This window comes from Phreatobacter stygius (assembly GCF_005144885.1).
In the GTDB taxonomy this organism is placed as follows: domain Bacteria; phylum Pseudomonadota; class Alphaproteobacteria; order Rhizobiales; family Phreatobacteraceae; genus Phreatobacter; species Phreatobacter stygius.
Window position 1 is genome coordinate 3,228,098 of the sequence record NZ_CP039690.1, and the last position, 12,505, is coordinate 3,240,602.

The following is a 12,505-nucleotide window of genomic DNA, read 5'->3' on the forward strand; positions in this document are numbered from 1 at the left end:
AAGGCCGCGAACGAGCCGGCCTGACGCAGTCATCGCGTGACCGGTCGCAAGGAAATATGTTGACGTTTACGTAAACGGACGCTAGACCACCGTCGATCGCGGCAAGACCCTGCCGCCGGTGACGCCCGAGGCCCTTGCAGGATGACGCACCCGCTGATCCTCGATGCCCATGGACGCGGCTCGGCCGCGACGCTCGCCGATCTCGTGGCCGGCGCCGGCGGCGCATCGCCGACCGCGACGAAGGATTTCCTGACCATCCGCGAAATGACCCGTGAATTCGGCGTCACCGCACGGGCCCTGCGCTTCTACGAAGAAAAGAACCTGATCGCGCCCGAGCGCAGCGGCCAGGACCGGCTCTATTCGCGCCGTGACCGCGGCCGGCTCCGGCTGGTGCTGATGGGCAAATGTGTCGGCTTCTCGCTGGAAGAGGTCAAAGCCATGCTCGACCTCTATGACCTCGGCGACGGCGGCGTCACACAGATGAAGGTCGCGCGCGGCAAATATCGCGAGCAGGTTGCCCGCCTGCGTAGCCAGAAGCGCGACATCGACACAGCCATCAACGAACTCGAGCGGGCCATCACGGTCATCGACCAGCGGCTCGCCACCAAGGGCACCACGCCCGACGGCGACTGACGTCATGCCGGCCCCGGACGGGCCGGTCGAAGCCAACCTCCCGCGTCGCCATCAAGCGCGGGTGTCTTGAGGGAGAAGAGCCATGCCGGTCTATAAGGCCCCTGTCGAGGACACGTTGTTCGTTCTGTACGATGTGCTGAACATGGAAAACTACGGCAATCTGCCGGGCTTTTCCGACGCGCCGCGCGATCTGGTCGAAGCTGTGCTGAACGAAGGCGCCAAGCTCTGCGAAGAGGTGCTGCAGCCGCTCAATGTCGTCGGCGACACCATCGGCTGCCATCGCAATGACGACGGCTCGGTCACCACGCCGCCGGGTTTCAAGGCGGCCTATGAGCAATATCGCGAGGGCGGCTGGCTGGCGCTCTCCGCCGATCCGGACTATGGCGGCCAGGGCCTGCCGGTGGTGCTCAATGCGGCGATCGGCGAATTCCTGTCGTCGTCGAACCTCGCCTGGGCGATGTATCCGGGCCTGACCCAGGGCGCCATGGCGGCCTTGCATGTCCATGCCAATGACGAGATCAAGCGGACCTACCTGCCCAAGATGGCGTCGGGGGTCTGGACCGGCACGATGAACCTGACCGAGCCGCATTGCGGCACCGATCTCGGGCTGTTGCGCACCAAGGCCGTGCCCCAGGGCGACGGCTCCTACAAGATATCAGGCCAGAAGATCTTCATCTCGGCCGGCGAGCACGACATGTCGGAGAACATCGTGCACCTGGTGCTCGCCCGCATCGAAGGCGCGCCGGCCGGCACCAAGGGCATCTCGCTGTTCGTCGTGCCGAAATTCCTGCCCGATGCCGACGGCAATGCCGGCAGCCGGAACCCCGTCTCCTGCGGCAAGATCGAGGAGAAGATGGGCATTCACGGCAATTCGACCTGTGTCATGAACTATGACGAGGCGACCGGCTGGCTGGTTGGCCAGGAGAACAAGGGCCTGCCGGCCATGTTCGTGATGATGAACGAGGCGCGCCTGTCGGTCGGCCTGCAGGGCCTGTCGCAATCGGAAGTCGCCTATCAGAACGCCGTCACCTATGCCAAGGATCGCCTGCAGGGCCGCTCGCTGTCGGGCCCGAAGGCGCCCGACAAGCCGGCCGATCCGATCATCGTGCATCCGGATGTCCGGCGGACGCTGATGACCATGCGCGCGGTCAACGAGGCCGGCCGCGCCCTGGTGCTGTGGACCGCGCTGCAGGCCGACGTCCATCACCGCTCCGAGGATGCCGCCGAGAAGCAGAAGGCCGATGACCACATGGGCCTGATGACCCCGGTGGTCAAAGGCGTGCTGACCGATCTCGGCTTCGACAATGCCGTCAAGGCGCAGCAGCTCTATGGCGGCCACGGCTATATCAATGAATGGGGCATGGGCCAGTTCGTCCGCGATGCCCGCATCACCATGATCTATGAGGGTGCCAACGGCATCCAGGCGCTCGACCTGGTCGGCCGCAAGCTCGGCGCCAATGGCGGCCGGGCGGTGATGAGCTTCTTCGGCGAGGTTGGCGCCTTCTGCTCGCAGAACAAGGACGACGCGGCGCTGGCCCCCTTCATCGGTTCGTTGTCGAAGGGCCTGAAGGACCTGCAGGCGGCGACCATGTGGTTCATGCAGAACGCCATGGCCAAGCCGGACAATGCCGGCGCCGGCTCGACGCCCTACATGCATCTCTTCGGCCTGGTGGCCATGGGTTACATGTGGGCGAAAATGGCCAAGGCGGCCAATCTGAAGCTCGCCAACGGCGCCAATGGCACGGAAGAGCGGATGAACGCCAAGCTTGGCGTCGCGCGTTTCTTCTTCGAGCAGATGATGCCGGAAACCGCGGCGCATCTCGCCCGCATCACGGCCGGCGCGGATTCGATGATGGCGCTGCCGGCCGACGCCTTCTGAGTCCGGGAAACGGCGAGCCCGCCGGTCCGGCGGGCTCTCCCGAATGACCAATGGAGGGTGTCGCGCATTCGATGGTGTAACAGCACGCTCGATCTGCGACAGTCGCCTAAAAAAACGACCCTTGGGAGTTTCGTCATGAGCCCGCTCAACCTGCCGAAGCCGGCCTGGCACACCGAAGAGCACCAGATGCTCGCGGACAGCGCCAAGGCCTTCCTCGCCAAGGAATTCGTGCCGAATATCGAGCGCTGGACCGAGGCCGGCGTGATGGACCGCGATGCCTGGACCAAGGCTGGCGAGGCTGGCCTGCTGTCCGCCTCGATCCCCGAGGAATATGGCGGCTCCGGCGGCAATTACGGCCACGAGGCGATCATTGCCCATGAGATCGGTCTGGCCGGCGCCGACAGTTGGGGCTGGGCGATCCACGGACCGATCGTCGCGCCCTATATTTTCCATTACGGCACCAGCGAGCAGAAGCAGAACTGGCTGACCAAGATGGCGACCGGCGAACTGATCGCCGCGCTCGCCATGACCGAGCCCGGAGCCGGCTCCGACGTCCAGGGCATCCGCACCAAGGCCGAGCGCTCCGGCAATGGCTGGGTGCTGAACGGCTCGAAGACCTTCATCACCAATGGCCAGCACGCCAATATGATCGTGGTGGCGGCCAAGACCGATCCGAGCCAGGGCGCCAAGGGCGTCTCGCTGTTCGTGGTCGAGACCGACAACGCGCCGGGCTTCCGCCGCGGCCGCAAGCTGAAGAAGCTCGGCCTCGACTGGGCCGACACCTCGGAACTGTTCTTCGACGACATGAAGCTGCCGGCGGAGGCCTTGCTCGGTTCCGAGCCGAACCAGGGCTTCTACCAGATGATGCAGTCGCTGCCGCAGGAGCGCCTGACCATTGCCGGCGCCGCGGTCGCCATGATCGAGCGGGCTCTCGGCCTGACCATCGACTACGTCAAGGAACGCAAGGCTTTCGGCAAGCGCATCATCGACTTCCAGAACACCCAGTTCGAACTGGCCGACATGAAGACCCAGGCGACCATGGCCAAGGTTTTCTACGAGTACTGCGTCGGCCTGCATATCGAAGGAAAGTGCGACACCGCCATGGCTTCGATGGCGAAATACAAGCTCTCCGACCTGCAGAACACCATTGTCGACCGTTGCCTCCAGCTGTTCGGCGGCTACGGCTTCATGGACGAATATCCGATCTCGCGCATGTACCGCGACGCGCGCATCCAGCGCATCTATGGCGGCACCAACGAGATCATGAAGCTGTTGATTTCGCGCACGCTCTGAGGCGTTGCGCGCCTGAAGGTTCGATACGGGAAAGGAACCCGCCATGACCGACGTTTTCGTCTATGACCATGTCCGCACGCCGCGCGGCAAAGGCAAGGCCGACGGGTCCCTCCACGAGGTGACCGCGCTGGAACTGGCGACCCAGGCGCTGCGCGCCCTCAAGGCGCGCAACAATCTCGACACCAAGCGGCTGGTCGATGACGTGGTGCTCGGCTGCGTCGATCCGGTCGGCGAGGCCGGCGGCGACATCGCCCGCATCGCGGCGCTGAAGGCCGATTACGGCCAGGAGGTTCCGGGCATCCAGATCAACCGCTTCTGCGCCTCCGGCCTCGATGCGGTCAATTTCGCCGCCGCCCAGGTGATGGCCGGCCAGCACGAGATGACCGTTGCCGGCGGCGTCGAGAGCATGTCGCGTGTCGGCATGGGCGCCTCGGGCGGTGCCTGGCCGGCCGACCCGTCGATCGCGGTGAAGAGCTACTTTCTGCCGCAAGGCGTCTCGGCCGATCTGATCGCGACCAAATATGGTTTCTCGCGCGCCGACGTCGATGCCTATGCGGTGGAGAGCCAGAAGCGCGCCGCCAGGTCCTGGGAAGAAGGCCGGTTCAAGAACTCGGTCATTCCGGTCAAGGACATCAACGGCATCACGATCCTGGCCCATGACGAGCACATGCGCCCGTCGACCACCATGCAGTCGCTGGCGAGCCTGAATGCCTCCTTCGTCATGATGGGCGAGGCGGGTGGCTTTGACGCGGTTGCGGTCCAGGCCTATCCGGAAATCGAAGGCGTCACCCACGTCCACCATGCCGGCAACTCCTCGGGCATCGTCGACGGTGCCGCCGCCATCCTGCTCGGCAACAAGAATGCCGGAACCGCCGCCGGCCTGAAGCCGCGCGCGCGCATCCGCGCCTTCGCCAATATGGGCTCGGAACCGGCGATCATGCTGACCGGTCCGATCGACGTCACCGAAAAGCTCCTGAAGAAGGCGCGCATGACGATCGGCGACATCGACCTGTTCGAGCTGAACGAGGCCTTCGCCTCGGTCGTGCTGCGCTACATGCAACATTTCGACATTTCCCACGACAAGATGAACGTCTGTGGCGGCGCCATCGCCATGGGCCACCCGCTCGGCGCTACCGGCGCCATGATCCTCGGCACCGTGCTCGACGAACTCGAGCGCACCGGCAAGTCGACCGCCCTCGTGACGCTGTGCATCGGCGCCGGCATGGGCACGGCGACGATCATCGAGCGCGTCTGAGAGGAGACAGGACCATGAACCTCAAGAACTTTACCTGGTCGGTCGACGCCGACGGCATCGCGCTCCTCACCTGGGACATGAAAGACAAGTCGATGAATGTCATCGACGAGTCGGTCGGCCAGGATCTCAACGCGGCGGTCGACGCCGTCGTCGCCGATCCGGCGATCAAGGGCTGCGTCATCACCTCGGCGAAGGACACTTTCTCCGGCGGCGCCGATCTGACCATGCTCGAGCGTTCGGGCAAGGCCTATGCGGCCAATGTGAAGGCCAAGGGCGAAGAGGCGGCCATGGTCGCCTTCTTCGAAGAGAGCCGGTCGCTGTCGCTGATCCTGCGCAAGCTCGAGACCTGCGGCAAACCTTTCGTCGCCGCGATCAACGGCATGTGCCTCGGCGGTGCCTTCGAGATCGCGCTGGCGAGCCATGCCCGCATCGCTTCCGACAATCCGAAGCTGCGCGTCGGCCTGCCCGAAGTGAAGGTTGGCCTGTTCCCGGGCGCCGGCGGCACCCAGCGCGTGCCGCGCATGACCAATACCCAGGATGCCCTGCAGATGCTCTTGAAGGGCGACCAGCTGAAGGCCGACCGGGCCAAGGCGCTCGGCCTGATCGACGAGATCGTTCCGGCGGCAAATCTGGTCGAGGCGGCCAAGGCCCGGCTGAAGGCCGGTGTCGACCCGAAGAAGCCGTGGGACAAGGACAAGTTCCGCCTGCCGTCGGGACCGGTCTATTCGGCCGCCGGCATGATGACCTGGCCGCCGGCCAACGCCATCTACCGGCGCGAGACCTATGACAATTTCCCCGGCGCCCGCGCCATCATGCAGGTGGTCTATGAAGGCCTGCAGGTGCCGATGGATATCGCGCTGCGCATCGAATCGCGGCACTTCGCCCATGTCCTGCGCTCGCCGCAGGCCCATGCGATGATCCGCTCGCTGTTCGTCTCGCTCGGCGCGCTCGGCAAGGGGCTGCGCCGGCCGCAAGGCGTGCCGCCGGCCAAGCTTGGCACCGTCGGCGTGCTCGGCGCCGGCTTCATGGGCGCCAGCATTGCCTATGTCACGGCGCTTGCCGGTATGGACGTCGTCCTGCTCGACCGCGACATGGACAGTGCGGAGAAGGGCAAGGCCCATTCCCACAAGCTGGTCACCGACCAGATCAACAAGGGCCGCTCGACCTCGGCGGCGCGCGAGGCGCTGCTCGCCAAGATCAAGCCGACCGCCGACTATGCCGATCTTAGCCGTTGCGACCTGATCGTCGAGGCGGTGTTCGAGGATCCGGCGGTCAAGGCCGACGTGATCAAGAAGGCCGAAGCGGCGATCCGTCCGGATTGCATCTTCGCCTCCAACACCTCGACCTTGCCGATATCCGGGCTTGCCAAGAACTCGGTCCGCCCGGACCAGTTCATCGGCATCCACTTCTTCTCGCCGGTCGACAAGATGATGCTGGTCGAGACGATCATGGCCGAGAAGACCGGTGACCGGGCGCTCGCCACGGCGCTGGACTACGTCAAGGCGATCCGGAAGACGCCGATCGTGGTCAACGACACCCGCGGCTTCTACGTCAATCGCTGCGTCGGCAATTACATCAAGGAAGCCCATCTTCTGCTGATGGAAGGCGTGCCGCCGGTCATGATCGACAATCTCGCCAAGCAGGCGGGCATGCCGGTCGGGCCGCTGACGCTGAACGACGAGGTCGCCATCGATCTCGGCCTGAAGATCCTGAAAGCGACCAAGATCCAGGTCGGCGAGCAGGCGGTCGACCCGCAGCAGGAAAAGCTCCTGACCTTCCTGGTCGAACAGGAAGGCCGCGTCGGCAAGAAGGCCAAGAAGGGCTTCTACGACTATCCCGACACCGGCAAGAAGACGATTTGGCCGGGCCTGAAGGAGTTCGTCGGCCAGCAGATCGCGCCCGAGGACGTCGACCGCCAGGAGGTCATCGACCGCCTGCTGGTGACCACCGCCCTCGAAGCCGCGCGCTGCGTCGAAGAGGGTGTCGTCACCGATCCGCGCGAGGCCGATGTCGGCTCCATCCTCGGTTTCGGTTTCGCGCCGTGGTCGGGCGGCACGCTGTCTTATATCGACATGACCGGCACCAAGGCCTTCGTCGCCAAATGTGACGCGCTGGCCGCCAAGTTCGGCGACCGCTTCACGCCCAACAAGCTGTTGCGCGAGATGGCGGCGACCGGCGAGACCTTCTACGGCCGCATGGCGCAGAAGAAGGCGGCGGCCTGAGGCTCAGCTGCGATTCACCGATGCGACGGGCGGCCCTGGGCCGCCCGTTCTCATGTCGGAGCGGCCGAGCCGCGACAGTTTTGCACAGGCCCGGGCTTTTTGGCGCACCGGGTCTGCCCCCTGCCGCCGTTGCACAGGCGAAATACGTGTGCTAACGGACACGCGACTTCGGGGGGCAGGCGCGTCAGTGCATTCTCTCCAGGTCTCAATTTCCCAGTCGAGCCAAGGGTTTGCGGCTGTCACACGCGAGTGCGGCCGAAGGTCTGAACGAAATGGCTCGACGCCGAGCGCGAGAGACACGCGGTGGCCGTCGAAGATAAGACCGTTTCGGGCATGGCAGGGCGTTACGCCTCCGCCCTTTTTGAACTGGCGACCGAGGCAGGTCAGATCGATGCGGTTGCCGCCGATCTCGGTCGCTTCAAGGCCCTCCTGGATGGCTCGGACGATCTGAAGCGGCTGGTCAAGAGCCCGGTCTTCTCAGCCGAGGACCAGGTCAAGGCCGTCACCGCCATTCTCGGCCAGGCCAAGATCGGCGGTCTCGCCGGCAATCTCATCAAGGTGGTCGCCGCCAACCGGCGCCTGTTCGCCGTCGAGGGCATTATTCGCGGATTCTCGGCGCTGGTCGCCCAGGCCCGCGGCGAGGTCACCGCCGAGGTGACGGTGGCCGAAGGCCTGTCGGCTGCCAACGCCAAGACGCTCACCGAAGCGCTCAAGGACGTGCTCGGCAAGGAACCCAAGATCGAAGTCAAGGTGGACCCGGCCATTCTCGGCGGGCTGATCGTCAAGGTCGGTTCGCGAATGATCGACACCTCGCTCCGCACCAAGCTCAACACCATTAAAAACGCCATGAAAGAGGTCGGCTGATGGACATCCGCGCCGCTGAAATTTCTGCGATCCTCAAGGACCAGATCAAGAACTTCGGCCAGGAGGCGGAAGTCTCTGAAGTCGGCCAGGTGCTGTCCGTCGGTGACGGTATCGCCCGCGTCTACGGCCTCGACAACGTCCAGGCCGGCGAAATGGTCGAGTTCGACAACGGCATTCGCGGCATGGCGCTGAACCTCGAGGTCGACAATGTCGGCATCGTGCTGTTCGGCAACGACCGCGACATCAAGGAAGGCGACACGGTCAAGCGGACCGGCGCCATCGTCGACGTGCCCGTCGGCAAGGGTCTGCTCGGCCGCGTCGTCGACGCGCTCGGCAACCCGATCGACGGCAAGGGCCCGATCGTCGCCGACAAGCGCTCGCGCGTCGACGTCAAGGCGCCCGGCATCATTCCGCGCAAGTCGGTGCACGAGCCGATGGCCACCGGCCTGAAGTCGATCGATGCGCTGATCCCGATCGGCCGCGGCCAGCGCGAGCTGATCATCGGCGATCGCCAGACCGGCAAGACCGCCATCGCGCTCGACACCATCCTCAACCAGAAGTCGCTGAACCAGGGCACCGACGAGAGCGCCAAGCTCTATTGCGTCTATGTCGCCGTCGGCCAGAAGCGCTCCACGGTTGCCCAGTTCGTCAAGGCTCTCGAAGAGAACGGCGCGCTGGAATATTCGATCGTCATCGCCGCCACCGCCTCCGATCCGGCGCCGATGCAGTTCCTGGCGCCGTTCTCCGGCTGCGCCATGGGCGAGTTTTTCCGCGACAACGGCATGCACGCCGTCATCATCTATGACGATCTGTCGAAACAGGCCGTGTCCTACCGCCAGATGTCGCTGCTGCTGCGCCGCCCGCCGGGCCGCGAAGCCTATCCGGGCGACGTGTTCTATCTCCACTCCCGCCTGCTCGAGCGCGCCGCCAAGATGGGCGACGATGCCGGCAAGGGCTCGCTGACCGCGCTGCCGATCATCGAGACCCAGGCCAATGACGTGTCGGCCTATATCCCGACCAACGTGATCTCGATCACCGACGGCCAGATCTTCCTCGAGACCGACCTGTTCTTCCAGGGCATCCGCCCGGCGGTGAACGTCGGCCTGTCGGTGTCGCGCGTCGGCTCCTCGGCGCAGACCAAGGCGATGAAGAAGGTCGCCGGCAAGATCAAGGGCGAGCTCGCCCAGTACCGCGAAATGGCCGCCTTCGCCCAGTTCGGTTCGGATCTCGATGCGACCACCCAGCGCCTGCTGAACCGCGGGTCGCGCCTGACCGAACTCCTGAAGCAGGGCCAGTATTCGCCGCTGAAGATGGAAGAGCAGGTCTGCGTGATCTGGGCCGGCACCAACGGCTATCTCGACAAGCTGGCGCTCAACCGCGTCAAGGCTTTCGAGGACGGCCTGCTGGCCAAGCTGCACGCCGATGGCGCGATCCTCGAGGCGATCCGCACCTCCAAGGACCTCTCGGACGACACGGCCGCCAAGCTGAAGTCGGTGGTCGAGGGTTTCGCGGCGTCCTTCGTCTGACCAGGGGCTCATGAGCTACATCACCAACAGCTTAGGCCCGGGCGAAACGGTCGTGCATGAAGCCACGATCCACTGGATCGCCTATTTCTGGCCGGGGGTGACGGTGCTCGCGGGCCTCGGCGCCGCCATTCTGCTGCCGCCCTACGGGGCGGTGGTCCTGGCTCTCGGCGCCGTCTGGCTGCTCGGGGCCTGGATCCTGACCCGGTCGACGGAGCTGGCGGTGACGTCGCGCAAGGTGGTGGCGAAATGGGGGCTTATCGCCCGCTCCACCATCGAACAGCGGCTCGAGAAGGTCGATTCGATTTCGGTCGATCAGACCTTCTGGGGCCGCATCCTGAATTTCGGGCACGTGACCATCCACGGCACGGGCATCAACGCCACGCCGATCAAGAGAATTGCTGATCCGCTGACCTTCCGCCGCAAGGTGGAACAGGCCATCGAAGCCAGAAGGGACGTCGGCTGATGCCGAGCTTGAAGGATCTGAGAAACCGCATCGCTTCGGTCAAGGCGACGCAGAAGATCACCAAGGCCATGCAGATGGTGGCCGCGGCGAAGCTGAAGCGTGCGCAGAACGCGGCCGAAGCAGCCCGCCCCTATGCCGAGAAGATGGAAACGGTGCTGGCCAACCTCACCGGTTCGGTCGCCGGCGCCGACGCGCCGTTGCTGCTGACCGGCACCGGCAAGTCGGACGTGCATCTGCTGGTGGTCTGCACCGCCGAGCGTGGCCTCTGTGGTGCCTTCAACTCGTCCATCGTGCGTCTCGCCCGTGAAAAGGCCCTGGCGCTGCAGGCCGAAGGCAAGACCGTCAAGTTCCTTTGCGTCGGACGCAAGGGCCATGACCTGATCCGCCGCCAGTTCGAGAAGCAGATCGTCGGCTTCATCGAATTCCGCGCCATCAAGCAGCTGTCCTACGCCCAGGCCGAACAGGTCGGCCGCGAGCTTCTGAAGCTGTTCGAGGCGGGCAAGTTCGATGTCGCGACCCTGTTCTTCTCCAAGTTCAAATCGGTGATCTCGCAGATCCCGACCGCCAGCCAGCTGATCCCGGCCCAGGTGCCGGGCGGTGACGCCGGCGGCGCCAAGACCCCTTATGAGTTCGAGCCCGGCGAGGGCGAGATCCTGGCCGACCTGCTGCCGCGCAACATCACGGTGCAGATCTTCAAGGCCATCCTGGAAAACGCCGCGTCCGAGCAGGGTGCCCGCATGTCCTCGATGGACAGCGCCACCCGCAACGCCGGCGAGATGATCAAGAAGCAGACGCTCAAATATAACCGTGCGCGTCAGGCGATGATCACCAAGGAACTCATTGAAATCATCTCGGGCGCCGAGGCGCTCTGAAGCCCCAAATTAGATCGAGGACCGTATCATGGCGAAGAAAGCGACGAGCGCGAAGGCGGCAGGCAGTGTGGGCCGGATCACCCAGGTCATCGGCGCCGTGGTCGACGTCCAGTTCGACGACAATCTGCCGCAGATCCTGAACGCGCTGGAAACCTCCAACAACGGCAACCGCATGGTGCTCGAGGTGGCTCAGCATCTCGGCGAGAACACCGTGCGCTGCATCGCCATGGACACCTCCGAAGGCCTGGTTCGCGGCCAGCCGGTGACCGACACCGGTCTGCCGATCGCGGTGCCGGTCGGTGCCGAGACGCTCGGCCGCATTCTCAACGTCATCGGCGAACCGATCGATGAAGCCGGTCCGGTCAAGACGACCCGCACCCGCGCCATCCACCAGCCGGCTCCCTCGTTTGCCGAGCAGTCGACCGAAGCGGAAATCCTCGTCACCGGCATCAAGGTCGTCGACCTCCTGGCGCCCTATGCCAAGGGCGGCAAGATCGGCCTGTTCGGCGGCGCCGGCGTCGGCAAGACCGTGCTGATCCAGGAACTGATCAACAACGTCGCCAAGGCCCATGGCGGCTATTCGGTGTTCGCCGGCGTCGGCGAGCGCACCCGCGAAGGCAACGATCTCTATCACGAGTTCATCGAGTCCGGCGTCAACAAGAAGGGCGGCGGCGAAGGCTCGAAATGTGCCCTGGTGTTCGGCCAGATGAACGAGCCTCCGGGCGCCCGCGCCCGCGTCGCGCTGTCCGGTCTGACCATCGCCGAGGACTTCCGCGACCAGGGTCAGGACGTGTTGTTCTTCATCGACAACATCTTCCGCTTCACCCAGGCCGGCTCGGAAGTGTCGGCGCTGCTCGGCCGTATCCCTTCGGCGGTCGGCTATCAGCCGACGCTCGCCACCGACATGGGCGCGCTGCAGGAGCGCATCACCACCACCCAGAAGGGCTCGATTACCTCGGTGCAGGCGATCTACGTGCCGGCCGACGACTTGACCGACCCGGCGCCGGCCACCTCGTTTGCCCACTTGGACGCGACCACCGTGCTCAACCGCTCGATCGCGGAAAAGGGCATCTATCCGGCGGTCGATCCGCTCGACTCGACCTCGCGCATGCTCGACGCCCGCGTCATCGGCGAGGAGCATTACCAGGTCGCGCGCAAGGTCCAGCAGACCCTGCAGCGCTACAAGTCGCTGCAGGACATCATCGCGATCCTCGGCATGGACGAGCTGTCGGAAGAGGACAAGCTGACGGTGTCCCGCGCCCGCAAGGTCGAGCGCTTCCTGTCGCAGCCCTTCCACGTCGCCGAAGTGTTCACCGGCGCGCCGGGCAAGTTCGTCGACCTGAAGGACACCATCAAGGGCTTCGGCGATCTGTGCGACGGCAAGTACGACTACCTGCCGGAAGCGGCCTTCTACATGGTCGGCACCATCGAAGAGGCGGTCGAGAAGGGCCGCAAGCTCGCCGCGGAAGCGGCCTGATCAGGCGATAGGGAACCGCGT

The 12,505-nt window shown here is 64.9% G+C and carries 10 protein-coding genes; all 10 read left to right on the forward strand.

Going from position 1 to position 12,505, the window contains the following annotated elements:
- Positions 1–141 precede the first annotated feature (141 nt).
- Positions 142–633 carry a MerR family transcriptional regulator gene (locus E8M01_RS15075; RefSeq protein WP_136960862.1) on the forward strand — a complete coding sequence of 164 codons (492 nt, stop codon included), beginning with the start codon at positions 142–144 and terminating at the stop codon, positions 631–633.
- Between the two features lie 82 nt (positions 634–715).
- Positions 716–2,512 carry an acyl-CoA dehydrogenase C-terminal domain-containing protein gene (locus E8M01_RS15080; RefSeq protein ID WP_136960863.1) on the forward strand — a complete coding sequence of 599 codons (1,797 nt, stop codon included), beginning with the start codon at positions 716–718 and terminating at the stop codon, positions 2,510–2,512.
- Positions 2,513–2,647: 135 nt separating this feature from the next.
- The gene (locus E8M01_RS15085) at positions 2,648–3,805 is read left to right on the forward strand and encodes an acyl-CoA dehydrogenase family protein (RefSeq protein WP_136960864.1); all 1,158 of its coding nucleotides are present in this window, start codon (positions 2,648–2,650) and stop codon (positions 3,803–3,805) included.
- Between the two features lie 43 nt (positions 3,806–3,848).
- A complete protein-coding gene (locus tag E8M01_RS15090) occupies positions 3,849–5,060 on the forward strand; it encodes an acetyl-CoA C-acetyltransferase (protein ID WP_136960865.1) in 1,212 nt (403 codons plus the stop codon).
- Positions 5,061–5,074: 14 nt separating this feature from the next.
- Positions 5,075–7,282 carry an FAD-dependent oxidoreductase gene (locus tag E8M01_RS15095; protein WP_136960866.1) on the forward strand — a complete coding sequence of 736 codons (2,208 nt, stop codon included), beginning with the start codon at positions 5,075–5,077 and terminating at the stop codon, positions 7,280–7,282.
- Positions 7,283–7,585: 303 nt separating this feature from the next.
- Positions 7,586–8,146, forward strand: a complete 561-nt coding sequence (locus tag E8M01_RS15100) for a F0F1 ATP synthase subunit delta (protein WP_136960867.1) — start codon at positions 7,586–7,588, stop codon at positions 8,144–8,146.
- Positions 8,146–9,672: a F0F1 ATP synthase subunit alpha gene (gene atpA / locus E8M01_RS15105; RefSeq protein ID WP_136960868.1), complete on the forward strand. Its 1,527-nt coding sequence runs from the start codon at positions 8,146–8,148 to the stop codon at positions 9,670–9,672. The genes E8M01_RS15100 and atpA overlap by 1 nt, the downstream gene beginning before the upstream one ends.
- A gap of 10 nt (positions 9,673–9,682) precedes the next feature.
- Positions 9,683–10,135, forward strand: coding sequence for a PH domain-containing protein (locus E8M01_RS15110; RefSeq protein WP_136960869.1), 453 nt, complete (start codon positions 9,683–9,685; stop codon positions 10,133–10,135).
- Positions 10,135–11,007 (forward strand): F0F1 ATP synthase subunit gamma, encoded by an 873-nt coding sequence (locus tag E8M01_RS15115; RefSeq protein ID WP_136960870.1) that lies wholly within the window; start codon positions 10,135–10,137, stop codon positions 11,005–11,007. Before E8M01_RS15110 ends, E8M01_RS15115 begins: the two co-directional genes overlap by 1 nt.
- 28 nt (positions 11,008–11,035) lie before the next feature.
- Positions 11,036–12,484 (forward strand): F0F1 ATP synthase subunit beta, encoded by a 1,449-nt coding sequence (gene atpD / locus E8M01_RS15120; RefSeq protein ID WP_136960871.1) that lies wholly within the window; start codon positions 11,036–11,038, stop codon positions 12,482–12,484.
- Positions 12,485–12,505 lie beyond the last annotated feature (21 nt).